The following is a 23,315-nucleotide window of genomic DNA, read 5'->3' as shown; positions in this document are numbered from 1 at the left end:
GCTCCACCATGAGGCATGACGAACTTCACTGATCTTTCTACAGCCCTCGCCGACGCCGTCGAGCAGGCCGCGCGCAGCGTCGTCACCGTTCAGGCCATGCGGCCGGTCAGCGGCACCGTCACCGCGCCCGGCCAGGTGCTGACGGTCGCCCACCTGCTGCACGCCGACGAGGTGACGGTCGTGACGCCCGGCGGTCAGGTTCTGACCGCCACCGTCGCGGGCCGTGATCCGGGCAGCGACCTCGCGCTGCTGCGCGTGGACGGCCTGACGGCCCCCGCCCTGGCCGCCGGGCCCGCACCGCGCGTGGGAGAGCTGCTGCTTGCCGTCGGGCGGACCGGGCACGGCCCGCAGGCCACGCTGGGCTTCATGGAACGCCGCGCGGACCGCGGGTGGCTGCCCACGGGCGCCGCGCCGTTTCGCGGCGTGAGCGGCGGCGCCCTCGTGAGCAGTCACGGGACACTGGTGGGGGTCCTGAATGCCGGCGTCTCCCGCGGGGACCTGCTCGCCGTACCGGCCGAACGGGCGCTGCGCGTGGCGGGCCTGCTGGGAACCTCCGGGCGCGTGCCGCGCGGGTACCTGGGCCTCGCCACCCAGCCGGTGCACCTGCCCACCGCCGGAATGGAGCAGGACAGCACCGAGGCGCCCGGCCCTCACCGGCCGCGGGGGCCGGGCGGGGGGCGCCCCTGGGGTCCGTTCGGGCCGGGGGACCGCGGCCGGGGGCCCTGGGGAGCCCGGCCCGGTCCGGACGGTCGCCCGGACCGTGACCGGTTCGGGCAGGCTGGTCGGCCGGGCCTCACCGTGGTGCAGGTGGAACCCGGCAGTCCCGGCGAGCAGGCGGGTCTGCGGGTCGGGGACATCCTGCTGGCACTGGACGGCACGCCCATGCGGCACCCCCGTGAACTGCTCGGGCAGATCCGTGACCGGGCCGGGGAGCTGCTGAAGCTGAGAGTGCTGCGCGGCGGTGAGGAGCAGGACGTGACGGTCACGGTGGGTGAACGCTGACCGTGCCTGCCCCGAGCATGCGCCCGGTAGCATCGGGCATGACCCGCGTGGCACCCGCCTCCCTGCCCAGCGTGCGGGTGAGTCTGGGCTCCGAGGTGCTGGCGGCCGGGGTGCGCGCGGTGCTCGCGGACGCGGCCCTGCTGCCGCCGCCTGAAGGCAACGAGGCGGACGTGCTGATCGTGGATGACCGCTGGCTGAACGCCCCGGACGACCTGGCGGGCGCGGCCGTCGTGTCCCTGGGGTCGCGCGCGTGGCTGGCCCTGCTGCCGGACGTATGCCCGGCCGGGTGGGCCGCCCTGCCTCCGGACGCCACGCCGGCAGAACTGGTGGCCGCGGTGCTGGGCGCCGCGGCCGGCCTGAGTGCGCTGCCTCCCGCGTGGCTCGCCGCACCTGATGACGACGCGGACGCCCCCCTCGATGGTGGGGAGGTGAGCCTCACGCCGCGGGAACGGGACGTGCTGGCCCTGCTCGCGGAGGGGCTCAGCAACAAACGCGCCGCGCGGGACCTGGGGGTCAGCGAAAGCACCGTGAAGTTCCACGTGCAGGCCCTGTATTCCAAACTGGGTGTGCAGAGCCGCGCCGGGGCGGTCGCGCGCGGCTTCGCGCTGGGGCTGGTGAGCGTGTAGGCGTCTAGTCAACCGCGCGGTAGTGCTCCACGGTCGGGAACGGGTCGTAGAAGTGGTGCAGCAGGGCGCGCCACTCCTGGTACTCCGGACTGCCGCGGAAGCCCACGGTGTGGTCCTCCAGGGTCGCCCACCAGACCAGCAGGGCGTAGCGGTGGTCGTCTTCTACGTAGCGGTGCAGTTCATGCCTGACGTGTCCGTGCATGCGCGCGATGAGTGGCCTGGCCTGCGCGAACGCCTCTTCGAATTCAGGGGTGCGCGTGGGGCGGACCTGCAGGAGAGCGATTTCAAGGATCATGGGGAAGCTCCAGGGGCGCGGCCTGGGCCCGCCTGAGATCCAGGCGGGCCCCCGCACCGGTGCGGTTCAGATGCGGCCGGGCGCGAATTCGCCTTTGCGCCGCTCGGTGCCCATGCCGGCCACGACCATGTTCTGAATGCGGATCCAGGCGCGGGCGCTGGCCTCGACCACGTCAGTGGCGACCCCGCTGCCGTGCAGGGTGGTCTCGCCGTGCCGGGCGCCGATGCTCACCTCACCCAGGGCGTCGCCGCCCTTGGTGACCGCCTGGATGCGGTAGGTTTCCAGTTCGGGCGTGATGCCGGTGATGCGGTTGATGGCCTGGAAGGCCGCCTCGACCGGTCCGTCGCCGTGTGCGGTGGCTTCCACGGGCCCGTCGGGGGTGCTGAGGCGCACGAAGGCGACGGGGGTCATGTTCATGCCGGAGGTGATCTGGAAGCCTTCGAGCGTGAAGGTCTGCGGTACGTCCGTGCGGGCCTCGACGAGGGCGCGCAGATCATCGGCGTAGATCTGGCCCTTGCGGTCGGCGAGGTCCTTGAAGCGGGCGAACAGGTGCTGGACCTTGTCGTCGGGCAGGTCGGTGTAGCCCAGGTCGTTCAGGGCCTTGCGGAACGCGGCGCGGCCGCTGTGCTTGCCCATGACGAGCACGGCGGCTTCCCGCCCGACCAGTTCGGCGTTCATGATCTCGTACGTTTCGCGGGCCTTGATGACGCCGTCCTGGTGAATGCCGCTCTCGTGCGCGAAGGCGTTGTCACCGACGATGGCCTTGTTCGGCTGGACGGGCATGCCGCTCAGGCGGCTTACCATGCGGGAGGCGCGGTACAGTTCGCGGGTGCGGATGCCGGTGTCGAAGCCGTAGTGGTCGCGCCGGGTGTGGAAGGCCATGACGAGTTCTTCCAGGCTGGCGTTCCCGGCGCGTTCGCCGATGCCGTTGATGGTGCACTCAATCTGCCGGGCGCCGCCCTCGGCCGCGGCGATGGAGTTCGCGACGGCCATGCCCAGGTCGTCGTGGCAGTGGGCGCTGAGGATCACGTGGGCGGGCAGCGCGGCGCGGATCTGGCTGAACAGGGCCTTGATTTCTTCCGGGGTGGTGTACCCGACCGTGTCGGGAATGTTGATGGTGGTGGCGCCGGCCTCCACGGCGGCGGTGAAGATGCGGATCAGGAAGGCAATGTCGCTGCGTGTGGCGTCCTCGGCGCTGAATTCCACATCATCCACGAAGCTGCGGGCGTACGTGACGGCCTGAACGGCGCGCTCGACGACAGCGTCGGGTTCCAGCTGCAGTTTTTTCGCCATGTGGATGGGGCTGGTGGCGATGAAAGTGTGGATGCGGGCCTTTTCCGCGGCTTCGACAGCTTTTGCGGCGGCCTCAATGTCCACGCGGGCGGCGCGGGCCAGACCGGTGATGATGGGGCCGCGGACCTCCCGGGCGATGCGGCTGACGCCTTCCAGATCGCCGGGGCTGGCGATGGGGAAGCCGGCTTCGATGACGTCCACGCCCATGCGGGCGAGCTGGTGCGCGATTTCCAGTTTCTGCGCGTGGTTCAGGGCCACGCCGGGGGACTGCTCGCCGTCGCGCAGGGTGGTGTCGAAGATGCGGATGCGGTTGGGGTCCTGGGTCATGGTGGGGCTCCTGTGAGGGTGAGGGGGAACGAAAAACCCCGGAGGGGTTCCTCCGGGGGGTTCGGGCAACGCCTTCTTGCCGTTCACTCCACCGGAGGAACGCCAAGAAGAAGACCGAACGCTTGCATGCCCTCAGCCTAAGCGCACCTGTGGGCGCTGCGCAGAAGTTGTCTAAGTGGGCAGCGTCCAGCCACCCCGGGAAACGTCACTTCGTGCCGTAGATGCGGTCGCCGGCGTCCCCGAGGCCCGGAACGATGTAGCCGTGGTCGTTCAGGTGGGAGTCCAGGGCAGCCACGACAATTTCCACGTCCGGGTGGTCGCGTTCGATCACGGCGATGCCCTCAGGCGCGGCGAGAATGCACATGAGTTTGATGGTGGTGGCGCCCGCGGCTTTCAGACTCGCGAGGGCGGCGCTGGCGCTGCCGCCGGTGGCGAGCATGGGGTCGGTCAGGAACACGCGGCGTTCGGCGATGTCGGTGGGAAGTTTGTTGTAGTACGCGACGGGTTCAAGCGTTTCAGGGTCGCGGTACAGCCCGATGTGACCGACCTTGGCGGCGGGCACGAGCTGCACGATGGCGTCGGTCATGATCAGACCGGCGCGCAGAATGGCCACAAGCGCGAGTTTCTTGCCGCTGAGCATCGGGAACGCCGCGGTGGTGATGGGCGTGGTGATGTCCTCGAGCGTGGTTTCCAGGTCGCGCATGGCTTCGTAGGCGAGCAGCAGGCTGAGTTCACTGGCCAGTTCGCGGAACTCTTTCACGCCGGTGCGCACGTCGCGCATAACGGACAGTTTGTGTTGAACCAGGGGGTGGGTAACGACCGTAACCATGGGCTCACCATACCGCCCCGGACTAGCCGGGCAGGCGGGCCAGGGCGTGCCGGGCGCGCGGCACCTTCTGGTCGCGCTGGCCCTCGAACTCGTACGGTTCATTCATCAGGAACCAGTACAGGTCGTGCAGGGTGGTCATGGCCAGATACGCGCGGTAGCGGGTGAGGGTCAGGGGCGCGTGGTCCGGCAGGAAGTTCAGGGCCAGGGTCAGGCTCTCGTCGGGCGGCAGGAGGTCCAGCGTGCCGGTCTTGAGCAGGGCAAGGTCGCGCAGCGGGTCGTCCCACGCGGCTTTGGTCCAGTCAATGACGAGAACCTGCCCGTCGTCCTCGCGGATCAGGATGTTGTCGTGCCACAGGTCCAGGTGGCAGAAGGCGGCAGGCTGATCAAGCAGGCCCCGCTCCAGGGGGATCTCCACGGCGTCGAACAGATCCTCGAGGGGGTAGGCGGCCAGGGCGCTGCGAAAGCGCCGCAGGCGTTCCTGAACGCGGCGCAGGTTCACGCGGCCGTGCGTCCGGGCGTGAAGGTCGCGCAGGCTGTTCTGAAGGTGCGGCGCGGCGCGCCGGACGTCCGGCGCGCGCAACGGGTGTCCATGAAAACGGCGCATGATCAGTGCTTCGATGCCGTCCACTTCCAGGGCGTCCACCACCCAGCCGCCGAGACCGGCGCGGCGCATGTTGTCCGCTTCCACGCAGTGCTCCCCCTGGTGGTTGCGGTACACCTTCACGACCGTCTGGCCGTCCTGCGTGGCGTACACCCGGCTCTGCATCCCGGCGTCCATGGGGCGCAGCGGGCCGTACCGGGCTTCGAGCACCGGGAAGCGCGGGGCGGGCGCGTCGCCGTGGGGTGCGGGGCGCAGGGTCACGCTCGCCCCCTGGACGCTCGGGGAGTCACTTCGGGAGTTTCTCCAGCAGGGCGACCAGCCGGGCGTCCAGGCCCTTCCCGGCCTGGGGTTTCAGACGCTCCGCCTCGCCGACGCGCACGAAGGCGTTTGCCACGGCCAGGATGCGGGCGTACAGGGGCACGGCCTCAGCCGCGAGCTTGTCCGGTTCGCCTTGGCCGTCCCAGCGTTCATGGTGGTGGCGGATGGCCTTCTGCGCCTCGGCGAGGTGCGGCACGCCGTGCAGGAAGTTCGCACCAACCTGCGCGTGGCCCTGCTCGCCGTGAATCTTGCCGATGTCGTGCAGCATGGCCGCGAACCACAGTTCTTCCAGTTCACGCTCGGCGAGGCCCATGGCGCGCCCGAGTTTCAGGCTGACGTCGGTGACGGACTGGGCGTGCCCCAGAGAGTCGAAGTCCCGGCTTTCCACAGCCTCGACCAGCGCGCCGGTCAGCTGCCGCGCCGCCTGCTTCCATTCCTCGCGGCCTTCCAGGATGCCCAGCAGCGGCGCTACGGCCGAGGCCCATTTCGTGACGGCTTCCTGCACGGCGGGCGTGATGCCTTCGCTGGTCACGCGGTCCAGGATCAGGGCGCCCAGGTGCCGGCCACGGACGGTCAGGGGCACCACCAGCGTGACCTTCACCTCCTGCATGCTGGCCTCGTCGAGCAGGGTGATGATCTCCGGGCCGTTCGTCTCGTACAGTTCACGGGAACCGTCGGCCACCACGCGTGAACGCATGGCGGCCCAGGGACCGGTGAGGGCGGCGCCCAGCAGGCTCCTGGGGTAGCCGAACACGGCACTCACGTGGTCCTGTCCGCGCCGCACGACCGCGTACCCCTGCACGTGGCCGCCCATCAGGGTGGCGGCGTACCCGAGGGCACCTTCAAGCACGCCTTCAAGGCTGGGGCGGGCCACGAGGTCGGCCAGCACCCGCGTCGGGTCGGGTGCGTCCATGGAAATCCCGGTTTTACGCGGGTCTGGACTGCCGGTCGGGGTCTGGGGGGTGCGGGGGCGCCTGAACACGTTGCGGTCAGTATACGCGCGCTAGGCTGCGCCTCATGTTGAGTTCCCCCGTAAATCGTGAAGTAACGGCCGCCGTGCGGCGCGCGTATGAACGCTACGAAACACAGTCCCGGAGCTGGATGGACCGCTACGCGCGCCAGGGCGGGCGGGTGTACTGCGCGGCGGGGTGCGTGGCCTGCTGCAACATGCCCATCCGCGTGAGCCTGGCCGAGGCACTGGTGATGGCCGAGGCGCTCGACGACGCGCTGGCCGCGGCCATGGAGGCGCACGCGCGCGCCGCCGTCGCGAACGCCCGCACGGCGCGCGATGACGACGAGTACGTCCACCGGCACCGCGAACAGGTGGGGTTCTGCCCGGTCCTGGACCGCCACAGTGGCGGGTGCAGCCGCTACGAGTCCCGGCCCACGCGCTGCCGCGACACCTTCAGTGCCTTCCCGGCTCATTTCTGCGAGGCGGGCGTGTGGGAGCGCATGACGCGCCGCGAAAAGGCCGAGTACCGCCGGGAGGTGGCGCGCACGCCCGGCACGGACGGCGAGCTGCATTTCATTGCGCCGCTGGAGCACATGAGCGAACCCGTGTGGGCCGCGGCGTCCCGCGCCATGCAGGACGCCTGGGGCACGGAGGTCTGGGGCGACTACTGGGTCCTGACCACCCTGGCGCGCGACGAACGGTTCATGGCGGCCGTCGCGGGCGGAGACACGCGCAGCGCGTGGCAGCGGGCGTCGGGGCGGGGTCTGGCGCACCGGTCCCTGCTGGAATTCGCGTGATCCTCCCGGCCGGGTCGGTGCTGCTGGTGCGGCACGCGCGCGCGGCCGGGCAGGCGCCGGACGCGCCGCTCACGCCCGCAGGCGAGGACGCCGCCCGGACGCTGGCCACGGCGCTGACCGGGGTGGGCATCTCGCGGCTGGTGAGCAGTCCGTGGCGGCGCGCGGCGCAGACCCTCGCGCCGCTGGGGTTGGCGCTGAACCTCCCGGTGGCGTTCGATGACCGGCTGACCGAGCGGGTTTTGAGCGCCGAGCTGCGATCAGACTGGCAGGCCCGCCTGAGGGACAGTTTCGAGGATGACACGCTGGTCCTTCCGGGCGGGGAGTCCGGCGCTGCGGCCCGGACCCGCGCCCTTGCCGCCCTGACCGAGCACCGTGATCCGGATGGCGTGACGGTTCTGGGCACGCACGGCAACCTGCTGGCGCTGATGCTCGGACTGGATTTCCCCGGCTGGGCGGCGCTGCGCAACCCGGATGTGTGGCACTGGGCGCCGGGGGCCGGGCCGGCCCGCTGGGCGGCGGGAGTCGCGTGACGCGCACCTTCAACCCGCTCGACCCACACGCCACGCCGGTGGTGGAGGGCCAGCCCTACAGCGTGGAGAGGCGCGTCCTGGCGGGCGTGCCGTGCCTTGTGGAGCGGCCGCCGGAAGGCACCGTGATCCGCGCCGTGTGCGTGGTGTACCACGGCGCGTGGGCCAGCAAGGAGGGGAAGCTGGGCGTGTACCCGGCCCTGACGGCGCGTGGCGTCGCGGTGATCCTGCCGGACTCGGCCCTGCACGGTGAGCGGCAGGGGGACACCCCGCCGGGCCTGAACGCACGGGAGTACGTGTGGGAGAGTGTGCGGCGGACCGTGGCCGAGGCGCCCGCGCTGCTGGACGCCGCGCAGGGCGCGTACGGTGCCGGGCCGGTGTGGGTGGTGGGTTCGAGCATGGGCGGCTACATCGCGCTGACCCTGGCGCGGACCGAGCCGCGCGTGACGCGGACGGCGGCGCTGATCACCTCCGGCGTGTGGAACGAGCCGGAGGTCCGCCGCGCTGAACTTCAGACGTTCCTGAACGCGCACCGTCCCGTGGAGCACGCTGCGGCCGGCACGCGCGCGCCGCTGTTCCTGGCGAGCGCTGAGGCCGACCCGGTCTTTCCGCTGGAGCTGCACCACGCGCCCACCGCCGGCGCGTACCGGGCGGCGTACGCCGCGGCCGGCACGCCGGGTGCATTCCAGGAAGCCACCTACGCTGGCGTGGGGCACTACACGAGCCGGCGCATGCGGGACGACACAGTGCGTTTTCTCCTCAGCGCCCTGCCTGGGGCCATTCCGGCAGACAGTGGGCCGGGGGGACACGGCTGAGCGCCTGCGGCCCTGCCGCCCGCCCACACCGGCGCCGCCGGGCCGAATCATGTGAAGGCCCTTTCAGGTCCGGCGCAACGCGGGGACGCCGGACACCCGCCGCTGCGCCCTGCTAGCCTGCCCGGCATGACCCGCGTGCTGCTCGTTCCGCCGGACACCCGCCCGCCTACACTGAGCCTGCCGGTGCGGCTGGGCGGCATGACGGGCGCAGAGGTGCGCGTCCCGCCGGCCGTCGCCCTGCCGGACTTTTTCACGCCGGGTGACACTGACGCGCTGCGGCACTGGCTCGGGCGTGAGGCGCCCGCAGCGGACGTGCTGGTCGTGTGCCTGGAGACGCTGTGCCTGGGCGGCATGATTCCCGCGCGCCGCGTGCCGGACACCCTGGAGGTGGCCCTGGCGCGGCTGGCCGTGTTGCGTGAGGTTCACTCGCGTCACCCGGCGCTGCGGATCTATGCGTTCGGCGTGATTGTGCGCGTGGCGCACGACAACGACCCTCACGAGGAAAAACCGTACTACGGGGAGTGGGGCCGTGAGCTGCGGGCGTACTCCACGGCGTTCGACCGGCAGGCCCGGCATGGGGAGAGCGAACGTTCCGCCCTGGACGCGGCGCGTTCAGCCGTTCCCGCCGACGTCCTGGCAGACTGGGTGGGCACCCGGGAACGCAACCGGGCGCTGCACCTGGCGGCCCTGGACCTGCTGGCGGGCGGCGTGCTGACCCACCTGTGCCTCACGCTGGACGACACCACGCCGTACGGACTGGCGGCCTTCGACCGTCGCCTGCTGGAAGCCCGTACGGACGAACTGGGCGTGTGGGACCGCCTGGACGTGTACCCGGGCGCGGACGAGGTGCCGAGCGCGCTGCTGGCCCGGGCGCTCTGTCCGCAGGAGGTGCCGGTGTGGGTCCGGTACAGCGGCATGACCGGCGCAGGTGCAGAGCTGCTGTACGAGGACCGGCCCGCGGGGGAACTGGTCCGGGCGCACCTGCGGGCCGCCGGGTGCCGACCGGCGGACTCGCTGGCGGAGGCGGCGTTCGTGCTCGCCGTGAACACACCAGGCTCGCGGCAGGCGCACCGGCAGCCGGATTTCGCGTCCGTGGACACGCCGCACCGGCACCTGCCGGCGTTCGTGGACGCCGTCGCGGCGGATCTGCAGGCGGGGCGGGCCGTGAGTGTCGCGGACATCGCGTACCCGAACGGCGCGGAAATGCGCCTGTGGACGCTGATGCAGCGCCTGCCGCTCGCCGACCTGGCGGGGTTCAGTGCGTGGAACACGGCGGGCAACACGCTGGGGTCGGCGGTGGCGTTCGGGAAGCTGGCGCCGCTGGTGGTGGACCGCGCGGCGCATGCCGGGGCGCTGATGGAACGCTTTGCCGATGACGTGCTGTACCAGGGCGAGGTGCGGACGCTGGTGCGGGAGCGGCTGGGGAACCCCAGCCCGTTTGATCTGGGCGAACAGCGGGCCGAGGCAGAAGCGGCGCTGCGGGAACTGCTGCCGCCGCGCGTGCAGGCGGTGTGGGCACGGCACTTTGCCTCCCGCAACCTGACACTGTCCCTGGGTGACCCTCACCTCGCGTGGCCGCGTCTGTTCACGGGCGTCGTTCCTCTCTCGGTGAGCGCGGGCCGTCCGGGCAGCCCGAGCGGTGCATCAAACGGCTGATGCGGCGCAGACGCGCCTGCGGCACACTGGGCCTATGACGCCGCCCGCCCTGCCTGCCCACGCCCGGCCCGCCGCCCCCTCACCCTCGTGGGCGGTGGGGGGGCGGTGCTGGTGACGCTCACCCTGGTCGCGTGGGCGCACCTGCTGTTCGGCGCGGAGCCCGGCGTGCAGGTCGTGAACCGGTCCGGGCAGGTTCTTTCGGGCCTGCGGGTGTGTGGCGAGACCGGCGCGTGCGTCGAGCGGGAGCGGCTGTGGCCGCACCAGGCGTGGCGGGTGCCGGTGCAGGGTGAAGCGACAGTGCAGGTTCAGGGCGAGCACGTCCGGCTGGCCACGGAGGACGGCGCCGCGCGCGTGGTGGTCGGTGAGAGCGGCCGGGTGGCCTGGACCGAGTAACGGTCCCCGGGCGGAGGCCCGGATGGCAGAATGCCCCCGTGACTGCCTCTGCCGCGCCTGCCCTGACTGCCGCCCGACCGCTGCTCGCCCTGGATATCGGAGGGACGAGCATGCGCGCCGCCCTGGTGGAGGGCGGCCGGGTGACGGCGCGGGTCGAGCAGCGCACGCCGCGCCCCGCTACGCCGGACGCGGTGGTGCCGGCCGCCGCGGCGCTCGCCGCGCCGCTGGCGGAGCAGGCGGGGGCGCTGGGCGTGGCCTGTGCGGGGGCGGTGGCGCTGGGCCGCGTCACGGCGACCGCGGCGCATACCTTTCCCGGTTGGGTGGACGTGCCGCTGGCTGAGCAGCTGGGCGCGGCGCTGAACCTGCCGTGCGCCGCGCTGAATGACGCGCGGGCCGCCGCGTGGGGTGAGTTCGTGGCGGGGGCTGGCAGGGGCACACGGGAATTCATGTTCGTGACGATCAGCACCGGTGTGGGTGCGGGACTGGTGCTGGGGGGACAGCTGCACCTCGCTGGCAATGGTCTGGACGCCGAACTGGGGTTCGTGAGTGTGCCGGCGCTGTGGCATGAGGGGTACGCGACGCCGCTGGGACGGCTGGCACCACTCGAATTCGAGTCGAGCGGCACGGCCCTGAGTGCGCGGGCGGCTGCAGTGGGCTTCCCGGATGCGCGGGCCCTGTGTGACGCGGCGGAGGCGGGCCACGCCGCTGCGCAGGAGGCGTACGGGCATTCGGCAGGCGTGCTGGCCTGGAAGATTGCGGATATCGCGGCGCTGCTGGGGGTCACGCGGGTGGCGCTGGGCGGCAGCGTCGGGCTGCGCGCCGGGTACCGGCAGCGGGTCCGGGCGGCGCTGGAGGCGTTTCCGGAGCGGTACCGGCCGGAGGTGGTGCACGCGGGCCTGGGGGCCGACGCCGGGCTGATCGGCGCCGCGTTGTGGGCGGCCGCGCCAGGAGTGAAGGGGTGAGCGTCAGCTGAACCTCTCATTGATTACCTGGCGTTTGAAAGGTTTTTTGTCGGCCGGCCACCAGCCGCAACCGTGGAAGGGCAGCATTTATAGCGTCTGACAGCGTGTTTACGCCCCTGAAATGGTGTGTTAGCCTCCAGTCACCACCAAGGAGGCCGTATGACCAGCACCCTCATGGAAGGATTCCTTCCTTTCGAGCATGAACCGTATTTCACCTTCCGGGACCCGCAGATGGCCGAGCGACAGCGGGCCGCGTTCACGCAGGTGCGCGCCCAGTACGTCGGGCAGACCTTCCCCCTGATCGTGGCCGGACAGGCCGCCCAGGGCAGCGGAACCTTTGAGGTCCGCAACCCCGCCGACACCCGGGAGGTTGTCTGGAGCTTTCAGAAGGCCACCCCGGCGCAGCTGAATGAGGCCGTGGAGGCCGCGCAGCAGGCCTTCGAGGAGTGGCGCTTCAGTGACCCGTTCCAGCGCGCGAGCATCTTCAAGCGCGCCGCGCAGCTGCTGCGCGCCCGCCGCATGGAATTCAACGCCGTGATGACCCTGGAGAACGGCAAGAACTGGGCCGAAGCGGACGGCGAGGTGGCCGAGAGCGTGGATCACTTCGAGGTCTTTGCCCGCGAGGCGCTGCGGTGGGGGCAGGGCAAACCTGTGTACCCCATGCCTGACGAACACGTCACCACCGTGTATGAACCCCTGGGCGTCGTGGCGTGCATCAGCCCGTGGAACTTCCCCAGTGCCATTCCACTGGGCATGGCCCTCGGCGCCCTCGCCGCCGGGAACACCGTGCTGTGGAAGCCGGCCAGTGAAACGCCGCTCTCCTCGTACCTGATGGTCGAGTTGCTGTTCGAGGCGGGACTCCCCCGCGGCGCCATTCAGTTCCTGACCGGAACGGATGACGTGCTCGGCGACCCGCTCGTGGATCATCCGGGCGTGCGGATGATTGCGTTCACCGGCAGCAAGGAGATCGGGTGCCGCATCTACGAGCGCGCCGCCCGCGTGCAGCCCGGGCAGCGCTGGCTCAAACGTGTGATCGCAGAGATGGGCGGCAAGGACCCCACCATCGTGTGCGCGGACGGAGACCTGGAAGCCGCCGCAACCGGCATTGTGCAGGCGGCGTTCGGCTACAGCGGCCAGAAGTGCTCCGCGTGCTCCCGCGTGATTGTGGAAAGCAGCGTGTACGACGACCTGCTCGCCCGCGTGGTGGACAAAGCGCGCGCGCTGAAGGTCGGCCTTCCCGAGGACAACGCCGACCTGGGCCCCGTGATTCACCAGGGCAGTGCCGACCGCATCCAGCAGTTCGTGCAGGACGGCCAGGCGCGCGCGCGCCTGCTGCTGGGCGGTGACACCCCCGACACGGGTGGACGCCCGGGCGGGTACGTCTCCCCCACCGTGCTCGCAGACGTGGAAGCCAAAGACCCGCTGTTCCAGGAGGAGATTTTCGGGCCGGTGCTGGCCTTCACGCGCGCACGCGACTGGCAGCACGCCATTGAACTGGCGAACGACAGCGAGTACGGGCTGACCGCCGCGTTCTACTCCCGCGACCCCCGCAAGATCGAAGAAGCCCGCCGGCGCCTGCACGTGGGCAACCTGTACATCAACCGCAAGTGCACGGGCGCGCTGTCGGGCACGCACGCCTTCGGCGGGTACGGCATGAGCGGCACGAACGCCAAGGTGGGCGGCCCGGATTACCTGTTCTGGTTCCTTCAGACGAAAACCATCGCGCAGCAGTACTGACCCCCCCGGCGCCGGGCGTGACCGGGCGCCCGTGAAGGCGGCCTCGTTCCTTTCCCGCCCGGTTTCCGGGTGGCATCTGAGACACTGGCGTTATGACTGATGACCGAAATGTCCGTTCCCAGCTCGCGTTCGCGCGCCTCCTCCCGAAACTCTTCCGGGGGGGGCAGGCGTTCGTGGGCGTCGAGGCGTCCCTGAGCGGCCTGACCGACGAACAGGCCACCACGCGCCCCGGAACGCTGCCGCACAGCGTGGCGGAACTGGTGGCGCACGTGAACTGGTGGAACCGCTGGATGCTGGACATCATCGAGATGGGCGAAGCGCAGCCCTACCCGAAGCGCGCCGCGGACACCTGGCCGGCCGTGACGCCCGCCGAGTGGAGCCGGGTGCGCAACGACTTCTATGAATTGCTGGCCCGCATTGACCCCCACGCGGCCCGGCCGGACCTCGCGAACCCGGTGAATCATGAGGAAACCATCGGGGAACTGCTGGCCGACATGGCGCTGCACACCACGCACCACTTCGGTCAGGTGGTCACCGTGCGGCAGGCGCTGGGCGCGTGGCCTCCTCCGGGCGGCGGTGACACGTGGTAACAGGTTCCGGGGTGTTCGCCCCCGCCCCCCGTCCGCTGTTCCTGCGCAGGCTGGTGAACGTGTCATGGGAGCGGGTGCCGGAAGGCCTGAGCGCCGCCCACGCTGCACCTGCCCCGGTGGGTTTGCCGTCTTTGGCGGCGCAGGTGCAGGTGTGGCCGGCGTGGCGGCTGGCGGCCGCAGTGGATGAGCAGTCGGGCCGGCCGGCGTCAGGGTGTCGGCGTAGCCCGGGTGGCTGGGCCGCCTGGTGCGCGGCGTCGCTGGCCGTCACGCTCAAACTTCGTGAGCTGGCGCGCGGCCCGGCCTTCAACGCGGGCGCTTGTGCGCAGTCCCACCCGTGGACGGCGCCGGGCCTGAATTTTGCCTGGCAAGGCGCCAACCCCAGGGGCCGGCGGGGGCTGGTGCGGCGGACGCTCCGCTTGTGGCCGCTGCCATCTGGGAGAGACATGGGTAAAGCTGGCCTTGCCCGCGCTGTGCCGTTGTCCTCCGGTCCTGTTCGCCTCTCTTTCCCGTGAAGGAAGCTGCCATGTCCAATGTGTTCTACCGGTCCAGCAAGTCGTACCCCGTCGCCGTGCGCGCCGAGGGGGTGTTCATCGAGGACGCCTCAGGGCGCCGCGTTCTGGACGGGTCGTCCGGCGCGCTCGTGGCGAATATCGGGCACGGGCGGGCGGAGGTCGGGGCGGCCATGGCGGCGCAGGCGCAGGCCCTGGCCTTTGTGCACGGCTCACAGTTTTCCAGTGAGGTGCTGGAAACGTACGCTTCACGGCTTGCAACGTTCCTGAATCTGCCGGACCACCGGTTCTGGGCGGTGTCCGGCGGGTCGGAGGCGAACGAAAGCGCCATCAAGCTGGCGCGGCAGTATCACGTGGAACGCGGCGAGAGTGCGCGGTTCAAGGTGATCACCCGCACGCCCAGCTATCACGGGGCGTCCCTGGGAGCTCTGGCCGCGTCCGGGATGGGCGCGCGGCGGGCCGTGTACGCACCCCTGATGCGCGAGGACGCCTGGCCGAAAATGCCGAAGCCCGATCCGGCCCTCAGTGGGCCAGAGGACGCCGGGCGCCTCCGGGCGGTGCTGGAGGCGGCGGGTCCCGAGACCGTCTCTGCTTTCATCTGTGAACCGGTCGTGGGTGCGTCGGACGCGGCCCTCACCCCGAATCCCGGATATCACGCCCAGGTGGCCGCGATCTGCCGCGAGTATGGGGTGCTGTTCATTGCGGATGAGGTGATGAGTGGAATGGGCCGCTGCGGCGCCCCCCTGGCTGTGCGGCTCCACGCGCAGGACGCGGCGCCGGTCACGCCGGACATCGTCGTGCTGGGCAAGGGCCTCGCGGCCGGGTACGCGCCGCTGGCCGGGCTGATGGCAGGCCCACACGTGTATGACACCGTCATGCAGGGCAGTGGCGCTTTCAAGCACGGGTTCACGTACGCGGGCCACCCGGTGAGTGTCGCGGCGGGCCTGAGCGTGCTGGACATCGTGGAGCGAGAAGGGCTCGTGCGTGCCGCGCAGGCCCGGGGGCCGCAGCTGCTCAGCGGCCTGGAGGCCCTGAAGGCGCGCCATCCTCAGGTGCTGGCGGTGCGGGGCCAGGGCCTGCTGCTTGGCGTTCTGCTGGGGGACCCGGATACCGGGGAAGCGTACGCGCAGCCCGGCATCGCGGAGCGGGTGGCGGCCGCCGCACGGGCCGAGGGCCTGCTGACGTACCCGGGCAGCGGCGCGCTGGACGGCGTGCGGGGCGATCACCTGCTGCTGGGGCCGCCGCTGAGCATCACAGCGGCGGAGGTTGACCTGCTGCTGGAGCGTCTGGACCGGGCTCTGGCGCGGACCGGGACGCCCGCGGCCCTCTGACCCTGAAGTGCTGCGCCGGGGTTACTCGACGCGCGTCTCGACCGTGATGTCGCTGTTGAGCGTGGCTGCCACCGAGCAGTATTTCTCGTGGCTGAGGTGCGCGGCGCGGTTCAGCGCGTCCTCGGTGACGCCTTCGCCACTCGCGACGTGCCGCACGGTGATGTGCGTGTACCGCTTGGGGTCAGTCCCGGCGCGCTCGCCCTCCACCTCAATGCGGTAGCTGGCGAGGGGCGTGCGCCGTTTTTTCATGATTTCCACCACGTCGTACGCGGTGCAGGTGGCCAGTGCGCCGAGCAGGGCTTCCATGGGGGACACGCCCACCTTCACGGGGCTGTTGTCAATCAGCAGCTGGTGTCCGCTTTCGCTGACGCCCAGGTACCGCTGCTCCCCCAGCCAGGTCACGTTCAGGGTCTTCTTCATAGGTCTACGCTAGCGCGTCCGGCAGGCGAGAAGTGTCGGCTGTCCGGGCATCTGTGCCGTCATCCGGTTCGCCGTCCAGGGTGAGGGAGTCCAGATCAAGGTCGTCCTCTCCGGCGTCCTCTTCAGGCAGGGGCAGGCGCACGCGGAACGTGGCGCCACCGCCGGGCGTGTCCATCACGTCGATGGTGCCGCCGTGGGCGGTGACGACCTGCTGCGCGATGGTCAGACCCAGGCCGGCGGAGCCGGCTTCCTTGCCGCGGTAGAACTTGTCGAAGATGCGAGGTTTCACGGCGTCGGGCACGCCGGGGCCGTGATCCACGACGCGCACCTCGATCTCTCCGGCGCGCGGCTCGACTTCCAGGCGCACCAGTTCGGTCCTGCCGGTCACGCGGATGGCGTTCGTCACAAGGTTGATAAACACCTGCGTCAGGCGGCCCGGGTCACCGACGATCTCGAAGGCGCCGTCCGGGGCGTTGACGCCATAGTCACGCCCCACCTGGCGCAGCAGCTGGCCCAGGTTCATGAAGTGCATCTCGATGCTCTGCACCAGTTCCCCGCGCGAGAGCTGCAGCAGGTCGTTCACGAGGCGGGTCATGTTCTCGGCAACGCGCTGCGCGTCCTGGAGGGTCTGGCTGCCGCCAGCTTCGCGCTCGGCCCGGCGCAGGTACCCGTGCAGCGCGGTAAGCGGGGTGCGCAGTTCGTGGCTGGTCTCGGCCAGGAAGGTTTTCTGGAGGTTCAGCGCTTCTTCGAGCTGTTTGGCCTGCACTTCGAGACGCTGGCTCTGCCGCTCGGCGGTGTTGCGCAGCCGTTCGACCTCCTCGAGCCGGGCGCGGAGGTCGGCGTTCAGCTGGCGAATCTCCCGTTCGGCCCGTTCACGCTGAATGCGGGACTCGACTTCGCTCATGGCGCGGCGGATGCTGGACGGGAGGCGTTCCAGGCGCTGCTTGAGGATGTAGTCGGTCACGCCCTCGCGCAGGGTGTCCACGGCTGTTTCCTCGCCCATGGCGCCGGTCACGATGATGAACGGCACGTTCGGCACGCGGGCGTGCGCGGCGCGGTAGGCGCTCAGGCCGTCGTAGCTGGGCAGCGCGAAGTCACTGAGGATCAGGTGCGGCGTGAAGCGCTCAAGTTCACTCAGAAAGCCGTCCTCGTCCTCGACGCGCAGGAACTGCACCGGCCAGGGCAGCTCGGTGTCCACGTGCATGGTGACCAGTTCGTGGTCCAGTTCGCTGTCCTCCAGATGCAGGATGCGCAGCTGGCCGCCGGGCGTGGGCAGACCGGAGTCCGGCAGGCTCACGCCGGTCCTCCCAGAGGCAGGGTGACGCTGAAGGTGGCGCCCTCACCGGGACGGCCCTGCGCGGCCACCTGCCCCCCGTGGCGGGTGACGATGCGGCGGACGTTGGCGAGGCCTATGCCGATGCCTTCGAACTCATCGGCGCGGTGCAGACGTTGAAACACACCGAACAGTTTATCCACGTAGCGCGGATCGAAGCCCAACCCGTTGTCCGTGATGTTCACCGTCACTTCATGATCGGTGACCTGCGCCTCCACCTCGATGCGCGCCTCGTCGCGCCCGCGCGAGTACTTGATGGCGTTGCTGAGCAGGTTCGTGAACGCCAGCGTCAGCAGCGCCTCGTCGCCCTGCACGGTCGGCAGCGCGTCCGGCAGCTGAAACGTGATGTGCCGGCCCTGCCGGTCGGGCTCCAGGCCGCGCCAGCTCGTCTCAATCACCTGCCGCAGATTCACAGGCACCTGCCGGAGTTCCTGCCGCCCCATGCGTGAGAACGCCAGCAGATCGTCGATCAGCTGACTCATGCGGCTGGCGGAGTCCTTGATGACCGTCAGGTACCGCTGGGCTTTCGGGCTCAGGCTGTCCCCGGTTTCTTTGTGCAGCAGGTCGCCGAATCCCACGATGTGCCGCAGGGGGGTGCGCAGGTCATGGCTGACGGAGTAGCTGAAGGCCTCCAGTTCCCGGTTGGCGGCCTCCAGTTCGCGCGTGCGCTGCTCGACGCGCTCCTCCAGCGACTGGTTCAGCTGTTGCAGGTCGGCCTGCGCAGCCAGCACCCTTTCCTGCAGGCGGTCGTTGCTGAGGGCCGACGCGAAACGCTGGGCGAGTTCCTGCGCGAAATCATGGTCCCGGGCGGTGAGGGCCTGACGGTACAGGAGGCCCAGCACGCCCACAAGCGTGCCGCCCCGCCCGGTCAGCGGGTAGAACAGCGCCCCAGTGGCATTCACGCGGTGCAGCGCTGGGTCCGCGTCGATGAACACGGGATCCTCATTCGTGACGACCCGCTCGATGGCCTGTCCCGCCACGACGTGGAACGCCGCGGAGTGCCACGTGGCGCCCGGAGAGGAGACCGCGACGAGTTGGGTGGGGTTCACGGTCCACAGGGCGCCGCTGTCCACGAACCGGGACCCGAGACGGGCCAGGGCGGCGCGGTACCGGTCGTGGCGCAGGTGACTGGGGTCGTCGCTGCGGGCGGTCAGCTGTTCGGTCACGTCGGCGAGCAGGCGGGCAGTCTGCTCGGCGTACACCTGATCGTCAACATCGGTGCTTGTGCCCACCCACTCGAGAACCTGTCCGGCCGCGTCCTGCACGGGCAGGCCACGCGTCACGAACGTGCGGTAGTGCCCGTCGAGACCCAGCAGGCGGTGCTCGGCCTCGAAGGGCCGGTCGCTGCGCAGCGCGGCCATCCAGCGGCGCTGGTAGTCGGCGCGGTCGTCCGGGTGCAGCAGGGACAGGAACCCCTGCCTGGCGCGTTCGGCGCCCACGTGTTCCGCCCAGCGCCGGTTGAAATACACGGGGGTGCCGGCCGGGTCGGTGAGCCACACGATCTGAGGCATGCCCTCCAGAACCGCGCGGTAGCGTTCCTCATTGCGCTGCGCGAGCCGCTCGGCCAGCAGCCGGTCGTGGATGTCGGTGGCGCTCGTGACCCAGTCCGTCACCTGCCCGGGACGCCCTGCGGAACCGGCCGCGCGGATGGGGTTGGTCCGCACCTCGAACCAGCGGGCGCTGTCACCGGGGACGAGCAGGCGCACCTCGCAGCGGCTGTCGCGGTTCTCGGTGGTGGCCTGCTGCCGCATGCGCTGGTAGGCGGGCCGGTCGCGTTCATCGATGCGGCTGGCGAAATCCGAGCCGTCCAGCAGTTCCGCGTGCCGGCGGTTGCGGTAGGTCACCGTGCCGTCCGGGGAGGACAGCATCACGATGTGCGGCATGGCATCCAGCACGGCCCGTGAGCGGCGCTCCTCCGCGTGGACAGCCTGCTCGGCCTTGACGCGTTCGGTCACGTCACGGATCACTTCCAGCAGCCCCAGCAGCGTGCCGTCCGGGGAGCGGACCTCGCCGCGCTGGGCCTCACCGGTGAACACGCTGCCGTCCGCACGGCGGTACTGGGTGGAGAGCGCCGCGAAGCCCGCCGCGTGGTCCAGGCGGCGGTCCTCGTGCAGTACGCCCAGCAGCTGCCCCTGCAGGTCCCCGGCGCTCTGACCGAACTGGGTGGCCAGGGCGCTGTTCACGAGCCGGATGCGGCCGTCCGGGTCCGTGAATGCGGCGCTGTCCTGCATGGAGTGGAAGATCGCTTCGAATTCCGCGCGGGCCGTGGCCTGCTGCGCGCGCGCCAGACCGAGCGACACGTTGAGCCGTTCGGCGCGGCCACGTGCGTCCACCTGCGCCTTGACCATCAGGAAGGAAAACCCGGCGATCAGCAGGCCCAGCAGGGCCAGCAGGTACGGCACGAGCGCCGCCTGGTCGCGGCCAAAGTCACTGGTCGCGCCGAAGGTCAGGGTCCAGGGCTGTCCGGCCAGGGCGAAGCTGGTGGTCGTCCGGAACGGCAGGTTCTGCAGGTCCGCCGGCGCTGGCGGCAGGGACTGCCCGGCAAGCCGCACCTCGGCGTGCAGGCTGCCGCTGCTCTGGTCGGCTCTGGGCGCGGCGAGGTCCGCCAGGAGCCGGTCGGCGCGCACGGCGAGGTACAGGAAACCCAGCAGTTGCCCGTCCTGCCGGACGGGCAGGGCCACGAGCAGCCCGGGGTACTGCCGGCCCAGTGGGTCCCGCTGCGCGAGCAGAAGCAGCCCCGTGGCCTGCGCCCGGTCACGGTTGCGGGCCACGTCGAACGCGGCCCGGCGGACGGGTTCGCTGTACATGTCAAAGCCCAGCGCCTGCAGGTTGCGGGTGGTGGGCGGAGCGATCATGGCAATGATGACCTGCTGGTCTCTGGGAGGGCCTGAGGTGCGGATGGTGTAGGTCGGGCTGATGGTGCGGCGCAGGCGCGCCTCCACGGCGCCGGCCTCGTCCCGGCGGATGAGCGCGCCGAACCCGACGGCCTGCACGCCCGGGTAGCGGCGGTCCAGGTCCAGTCCTGCCACGTACTGCGCGAAGGTCCGTTCGTTCATCACGGGCCCCTGCGCCCCCCAGGCGGAGCGGGTGGCTTCCAGCAGGCGTTCGTACACCAGCAGGCGGTCGCGCAGGGCCTGCGTGTACGCGCCCGCCTCCCGTTCGAAGCGGCCCCGCTGCTGCTCGCGGGCGAAGGTGTGCACCACGAACGCGACCAGCAGGGTCAGGATCACCACCAGCAGCAGCACCAGGGCGGGCACCTGATGGCCGCGCAGGCGATCACGCACGGTCATCCGCCGGCCTGGGATGGGTTAAGGGCGCCGGTGAAGACGCCCGCAGGGACAGCTGCGCCGGTCCAGGCGTGAAAGGCCAGCCGGGCCTGATGGGCCAGCATGCCCAGGCCGTTCTCTGCTTTCAGGTTTCGGGCGCGGGCGTCGCGCATGAGGCGGGTTTCGGCGGGTTTGTACACCATGTCGTACACCAGGGCCGTTGCCGGCAGCTCGTCCAGAACCGCGGCGTCCAGGGGCGACTGGCCGGGGTCGTTCAGACCGGCGCTGCTGGCATTCACGATCACACTCACCTGGGGCCACGGCACGCGGGTCACTTCGGCGGCGTGAACAGAGCGGGGCGCGCCGCGCACGTCCCAGGCGTCGGCGAGGGCCTGCGCGCGGCTCAGGGTGCGGTTCACCACCCACACGGTCTGCCCGGCCCGGGTGAGGGCGTACACGGCGGCGCGCGCGGCACCCCCGGCGCCCAGCACCACAGTGTCCGCGCCGCGCGGCCAGCGGTACCCCGCGTCCGTGAGGGCGTCCCGGAATCCGGGGGCGTCGGTGTTGTCGCCCAGCAGCCGCCCGCCGCGGTGAATGATGGTGTTCACGGCGCCGATGGCCCGCGCCGCGTCACTCAGGTCATCGAGCAGCGCCAGGGCCGTCTCCTTGTGCGGCAGGCTCAGGTTGGCGCCCAGCACATCCGGCTGGCGTAGTCCCCCGATCGCGTCGCCCAGGTCGGCCGGTGGGACGTGCCGGGCCTCGTACGTGCCGTTCAGCCCGGCGTGCGCGAAGGCCGCGCGGTGCATCTGCGGGGACAGCGAGTGAGACGCCGGATCCGCAAACAGGAAGGCGCGCAAGGTGGGGGCAGGACCGTCCAGCAGGCTCACAGCTTCAGTCTAGAGCAGTTTCCGGCGGTTCAGTCCGCCCGGCCAGGCTGCGCCGCACAGCGCATGTGAAGGTCTTGACTCAGCATGCACAATGTGCCTGGGGCCACGCCCGGCCCGCGGCGCCCGGTGGACAATAGGCTCTCACGATGACCGCAAGCCCTTTTTCCCTTCACCCCGACCCACCGGGGGGAGGCTGCGCCCACGCGCGACTGGAGATGATTTGACACAGCCCAACCAGGACAGCGGCATTACCCCTGCAGCCAGCGCCACCGTGACGCTGGACAATCAGCGCGAGGCGTTCGCGCTGCTCGGGGCGGGTGACGCGAACCTGCGCCGCATGCGCGAACTGACCAAGGCAAAACTGATCGCGCGGGGTGAGACGATCACCATCACGGGCGAGGACGCGGACGTCCGCGTCGCGGAGCGTATGGTCCGTGACGCACTGGACGTGGTGCGCAGCGGCGCGGAACTCACGCCGGACAGCCTGCTGCGCTCCGCGCGCCTGAGCGGCGAGGGCCGCTCCCTTGCCCAGGAGACGCAGGTGGCGGGCCTGAGCCTGCCCCGCGGTCTGAAACCCAAGACGCCCGGGCAGAAGCTGTACCTCGAAAGTATTGACAAGAGTGACATTACCTTCGGGGTGGGGCCGGCCGGGACCGGGAAGACGTACATGGCGGTCGCCATGGCGGTGCAGGCCCTGAAAGCCAAAAAGGTCAAGCGGATCATCCTGACCCGTCCGGCCGTGGAGGCCGGCGAGAAGCTGGGCTTCCTGCCCGGGGACCTGCAGGCCAAGATCGACCCGTACCTCCGTCCCCTGTACGACGCGCTCCAGGACATGCTGGACCAGGAGAAGTTCGAGTCGTACCTGACGAGCGGCGTGATCGAGATCGCGCCTCTGGCGTTCATGCGTGGGCGCACGCTGAACGACGCGTTCGTGATTCTGGACGAAGCGCAGAACACCACCGGCGAGCAGATGAAGATGTTCCTGACCCGCATGGGCTTTTCCAGCAAGGTCGTGGTGACCGGCGACGTCACGCAGATCGACCTGCCGCGGCACATCACGAGCGGTCTGGCGGTGGCGAAGCGGGTGCTGAGCACCATCGAAGGCATCGCGTGGCATGAGTTCACGGAGGTGGACGTGGTGCGTCACCCGCTGGTGGGGCGCATCATCAAAGCCTACGAAACTGCCGAGAACGCCGAGCAGGACAAACGCGCGGCGCGGCGCGGCGAGTTCGCCAGCATTCCGGAAGGGGACGGCGACCCACCGTCCCGCGCCTGATCCCGCCCGCCCTCCTCTGACCCCTGCCGCTCTGGCAGGGGTTGCTGCTACCGCGCCTCCGGTCCGGGCAGCGTGGGGGCGGCGAAATCCACTACCCTGTGGAACGTGATTGACCTGATCGTGCGCAAAACGCCGCCCGCCGGCCTGAGATCCGCGCTGCGCGCCAGCCTGGAGGCCGTCATGACGCACTTCGGGGTGGCGGACCGTGAGGTCACGGTCGTCCTGGTGGGAGACCGCACCATCCGCGCCCTGAAACGCGAGCACTGGGGGGAGGACGCCGCGACCGACGTGCTGAGCTTCCCCACCTGGGAGCCGGGCGATCCGTTCGTGCCGCCTCACCTGGGGGACATCGTGATCAGCCTGGACACCGCCGGGCGGCAGGCAGCCGCGCGTGGCCACAGCCTGGCGCGGGAGGTGGCGCTGCTCGCCAGTCACGGCCTGACGCACCTTGTGGGGCACGACCACCCGCACGCCGAGGGCCTGGGCTTCGAGGAGGGCGCCACCGGCCCGGACTGGGCGGTGTTCCACGGCGCGTGGGACGCGGCGCGCACGGCACTGCCCGCCGGGACCTGA

At 70.6% G+C, this 23,315-nt stretch carries 22 protein-coding genes; 13 read left to right on the top strand and 9 right to left on the bottom strand.

What is annotated here, in order from left to right:
- Positions 1–15: 15 nt before the first annotated feature.
- A complete protein-coding gene (locus LAJ19_RS05365) occupies positions 16–1,002 on the top strand; it encodes a S1C family serine protease (protein ID WP_225477315.1) in 987 nt (328 codons plus the stop codon).
- 38 nt (positions 1,003–1,040) lie between these two features.
- Positions 1,041–1,628, top strand: a complete 588-nt coding sequence (locus tag LAJ19_RS05360) for a helix-turn-helix transcriptional regulator (RefSeq protein WP_225477313.1) — start codon at positions 1,041–1,043, stop codon at positions 1,626–1,628.
- Positions 1,629–1,632: 4 nt separating this feature from the next.
- On the opposite strand, the gene LAJ19_RS05355 is transcribed toward LAJ19_RS05360, so the two are convergent.
- From LAJ19_RS05355 to LAJ19_RS05335, 5 genes are all read right to left on the bottom strand, one after another.
- Positions 1,633–1,923 (bottom strand): antibiotic biosynthesis monooxygenase family protein, encoded by a 291-nt coding sequence (locus LAJ19_RS05355; protein WP_225477311.1) that lies wholly within the window; start codon positions 1,921–1,923, stop codon positions 1,633–1,635.
- 66 nt (positions 1,924–1,989) lie between these two features.
- Positions 1,990–3,543 (bottom strand): 2-isopropylmalate synthase, encoded by a 1,554-nt coding sequence (locus LAJ19_RS05350; protein WP_225477309.1) that lies wholly within the window; start codon positions 3,541–3,543, stop codon positions 1,990–1,992.
- A 205-nt stretch (positions 3,544–3,748) separates the two neighbouring features.
- A complete protein-coding gene (upp, locus tag LAJ19_RS05345) occupies positions 3,749–4,372 on the bottom strand; it encodes a uracil phosphoribosyltransferase (RefSeq protein ID WP_225477307.1) in 624 nt (207 codons plus the stop codon).
- Between the two features lie 22 nt (positions 4,373–4,394).
- Positions 4,395–5,234 carry a phosphotransferase family protein gene (locus LAJ19_RS05340; RefSeq protein WP_225477305.1) on the bottom strand — a complete coding sequence of 280 codons (840 nt, stop codon included), beginning with the start codon at positions 5,232–5,234 and terminating at the stop codon, positions 4,395–4,397.
- A 25-nt stretch (positions 5,235–5,259) separates the two neighbouring features.
- On the bottom strand, positions 5,260–6,273 hold the full coding sequence (locus tag LAJ19_RS05335; protein WP_225477303.1) for an HD-GYP domain-containing protein: 1,014 nt from the start codon (positions 6,271–6,273) through the stop codon (positions 5,260–5,262).
- Positions 6,274–6,308: 35 nt separating this feature from the next.
- Between LAJ19_RS05335 and LAJ19_RS05330 the strand changes: the two genes are divergently transcribed.
- From LAJ19_RS05330 to LAJ19_RS05290, 9 genes are all read left to right on the top strand, one after another.
- Positions 6,309–7,040 (top strand): YkgJ family cysteine cluster protein, encoded by a 732-nt coding sequence (locus LAJ19_RS05330; RefSeq protein WP_225477301.1) that lies wholly within the window; start codon positions 6,309–6,311, stop codon positions 7,038–7,040.
- Positions 7,037–7,570: a histidine phosphatase family protein gene (locus LAJ19_RS05325; RefSeq protein WP_225477299.1), complete on the top strand. Its 534-nt coding sequence runs from the start codon at positions 7,037–7,039 to the stop codon at positions 7,568–7,570. The genes LAJ19_RS05330 and LAJ19_RS05325 overlap by 4 nt, the downstream gene beginning before the upstream one ends.
- On the top strand, positions 7,567–8,382 hold the full coding sequence (locus LAJ19_RS05320) for an alpha/beta fold hydrolase (RefSeq protein ID WP_225477296.1): 816 nt from the start codon (positions 7,567–7,569) through the stop codon (positions 8,380–8,382). The genes LAJ19_RS05325 and LAJ19_RS05320 overlap by 4 nt, the downstream gene beginning before the upstream one ends.
- Positions 8,383–8,508: 126 nt before the next feature.
- Positions 8,509–10,038 (top strand): DUF4127 family protein, encoded by a 1,530-nt coding sequence (locus tag LAJ19_RS05315; RefSeq protein ID WP_225477294.1) that lies wholly within the window; start codon positions 8,509–8,511, stop codon positions 10,036–10,038.
- A gap of 111 nt (positions 10,039–10,149) precedes the next feature.
- Positions 10,150–10,431 carry a hypothetical protein gene (locus tag LAJ19_RS05310; protein ID WP_225477292.1) on the top strand — a complete coding sequence of 94 codons (282 nt, stop codon included), beginning with the start codon at positions 10,150–10,152 and terminating at the stop codon, positions 10,429–10,431.
- A 38-nt stretch (positions 10,432–10,469) separates the two neighbouring features.
- Entirely contained in the window at positions 10,470–11,393 is a 924-nt protein-coding gene (locus LAJ19_RS05305) for an ROK family protein (RefSeq protein WP_225477290.1), read from the top strand.
- Between the two features lie 159 nt (positions 11,394–11,552).
- Positions 11,553–13,130, top strand: a complete 1,578-nt coding sequence (locus LAJ19_RS05300) for an L-glutamate gamma-semialdehyde dehydrogenase (protein WP_225477288.1) — start codon at positions 11,553–11,555, stop codon at positions 13,128–13,130.
- A 92-nt stretch (positions 13,131–13,222) separates the two neighbouring features.
- Positions 13,223–13,720: a DinB family protein gene (locus tag LAJ19_RS05295; protein ID WP_225477286.1), complete on the top strand. Its 498-nt coding sequence runs from the start codon at positions 13,223–13,225 to the stop codon at positions 13,718–13,720.
- 523 nt (positions 13,721–14,243) lie between these two features.
- A complete protein-coding gene (locus LAJ19_RS05290) occupies positions 14,244–15,560 on the top strand; it encodes an aminotransferase family protein (protein ID WP_225477284.1) in 1,317 nt (438 codons plus the stop codon).
- Positions 15,561–15,581: 21 nt separating this feature from the next.
- Here the strand turns inward: LAJ19_RS05290 and LAJ19_RS05285 are convergent, their stop codons facing one another.
- The 4 genes from LAJ19_RS05285 to aroE are packed head-to-tail and all read right to left on the bottom strand — an operon-like array spanning position 15,582 to position 21,466.
- Positions 15,582–15,980, bottom strand: a complete 399-nt coding sequence (locus tag LAJ19_RS05285) for an OsmC family protein (protein WP_225477282.1) — start codon at positions 15,978–15,980, stop codon at positions 15,582–15,584.
- 4 nt (positions 15,981–15,984) lie between these two features.
- Positions 15,985–17,277, bottom strand: coding sequence for a sensor histidine kinase (locus LAJ19_RS05280; protein ID WP_225477280.1), 1,293 nt, complete (start codon positions 17,275–17,277; stop codon positions 15,985–15,987).
- Complete coding sequence (locus LAJ19_RS05275; protein ID WP_432804230.1) at positions 17,274–20,603, bottom strand: CHASE domain-containing protein; 3,330 nt, start codon at positions 20,601–20,603, stop codon at positions 17,274–17,276. The genes LAJ19_RS05280 and LAJ19_RS05275 overlap by 4 nt, the downstream gene beginning before the upstream one ends.
- A complete protein-coding gene (gene aroE / locus LAJ19_RS05270) occupies positions 20,600–21,466 on the bottom strand; it encodes a shikimate dehydrogenase (RefSeq protein WP_225477276.1) in 867 nt (288 codons plus the stop codon). The genes LAJ19_RS05275 and aroE overlap by 4 nt, the downstream gene beginning before the upstream one ends.
- A gap of 220 nt (positions 21,467–21,686) precedes the next feature.
- Between aroE and LAJ19_RS05265 the strand changes: the two genes are divergently transcribed.
- Entirely contained in the window at positions 21,687–22,742 is a 1,056-nt protein-coding gene (locus tag LAJ19_RS05265) for a PhoH family protein (protein WP_225477275.1), read from the top strand.
- A 105-nt stretch (positions 22,743–22,847) separates the two neighbouring features.
- Positions 22,848–23,315, top strand: coding sequence for an rRNA maturation RNase YbeY (gene ybeY / locus LAJ19_RS05260; RefSeq protein WP_225477274.1), 468 nt, complete (start codon positions 22,848–22,850; stop codon positions 23,313–23,315).

This window comes from Deinococcus taeanensis (assembly GCF_020229735.1).
GTDB classification, from domain to species: Bacteria; Deinococcota; Deinococci; order Deinococcales; family Deinococcaceae; genus Deinococcus; species Deinococcus taeanensis.
The sequence above is the reverse complement of the archived record's forward strand: the minus strand, read 5'-3'. Positions and strand labels throughout refer to the sequence as shown.

What these genes read in the sequence shown, in the direction of transcription:
- LAJ19_RS05365 (WP_225477315.1), top strand. Translation starts at nt 16, where the DNA reads ATGACGAACTTCACTGATCTTTCTACAGCCCTCGCCGACGCCGTCGAG.
- LAJ19_RS05360 (WP_225477313.1), top strand. Translation starts at nt 1,041, where the DNA reads ATGACCCGCGTGGCACCCGCCTCCCTGCCCAGCGTGCGGGTGAGTCTG.
- LAJ19_RS05355 (WP_225477311.1), bottom strand. Translation starts at nt 1,923, where the DNA reads ATGATCCTTGAAATCGCTCTCCTGCAGGTCCGCCCCACGCGCACCCCT.
- LAJ19_RS05350 (WP_225477309.1), bottom strand. Translation starts at nt 3,543, where the DNA reads ATGACCCAGGACCCCAACCGCATCCGCATCTTCGACACCACCCTGCGC.
- upp (WP_225477307.1), bottom strand. Translation starts at nt 4,372, where the DNA reads ATGGTTACGGTCGTTACCCACCCCCTGGTTCAACACAAACTGTCCGTT.
- LAJ19_RS05330 (WP_225477301.1), top strand. Translation starts at nt 6,309, where the DNA reads ATGTTGAGTTCCCCCGTAAATCGTGAAGTAACGGCCGCCGTGCGGCGC.
- LAJ19_RS05315 (WP_225477294.1), top strand. Translation starts at nt 8,509, where the DNA reads ATGACCCGCGTGCTGCTCGTTCCGCCGGACACCCGCCCGCCTACACTG.
- LAJ19_RS05300 (WP_225477288.1), top strand. Translation starts at nt 11,553, where the DNA reads ATGACCAGCACCCTCATGGAAGGATTCCTTCCTTTCGAGCATGAACCG.
- LAJ19_RS05295 (WP_225477286.1), top strand. Translation starts at nt 13,223, where the DNA reads ATGACTGATGACCGAAATGTCCGTTCCCAGCTCGCGTTCGCGCGCCTC.
- LAJ19_RS05290 (WP_225477284.1), top strand. Translation starts at nt 14,244, where the DNA reads ATGTCCAATGTGTTCTACCGGTCCAGCAAGTCGTACCCCGTCGCCGTG.
- LAJ19_RS05285 (WP_225477282.1), bottom strand. Translation starts at nt 15,980, where the DNA reads ATGAAGAAGACCCTGAACGTGACCTGGCTGGGGGAGCAGCGGTACCTG.
- LAJ19_RS05275 (WP_432804230.1), bottom strand. Translation starts at nt 20,603, where the DNA reads ATGACCGTGCGTGATCGCCTGCGCGGCCATCAGGTGCCCGCCCTGGTG.